Origin of the sequence: Streptomyces doebereineriae, from assembly GCF_031845645.1 — a bacterium.
In the GTDB taxonomy this organism is placed as follows: domain Bacteria; phylum Actinomycetota; class Actinomycetes; order Streptomycetales; family Streptomycetaceae; genus Streptomyces; species Streptomyces canus.
The window spans coordinates 1-310 of the sequence record NZ_JAVREZ010000618.1; the positions used below are offsets into that span (position 1 = coordinate 1).

Here is a 310-nt window from a genome sequence, read left to right on the forward strand (position 1 = left end):
CCCGAAGCCGGTGGCCCAACCCCTTGTGGGAGGGAGCTGTCGAAGGTGGGACTGGCGATTGGGACGAAGTCGTAACAAGGTAGCCGTACCGGAAGGTGCGGCTGGATCACCTCCTTTCTAAGGAGCATCTAGGCCGCCGAGCTTGCTTGGTGGTCCAGGGCCATTACGTCGGCACACGTTCGACGGTGGTTGCTCATGGGTGGAACGTTGATTATTCGGCATTCTCAGTCATCTCGGGCTGCAAGTACTGCTCTTCGGAGCGTGGAAAGCTGATCACGAGTGGCGGGGGTGCCGGGCACGCTGTTGGGTG

At 60.6% G+C, this 310-nt stretch carries 1 rRNA gene; it reads left to right on the top strand.

Annotation, left to right across the window (positions count from 1 at the left end):
• Nucleotides 1-117 (top strand): 16S ribosomal RNA (locus tag RNB18_RS53545); the annotation flags it as partial.
• Nucleotides 118-310: the final 193 nt, after the last annotated feature.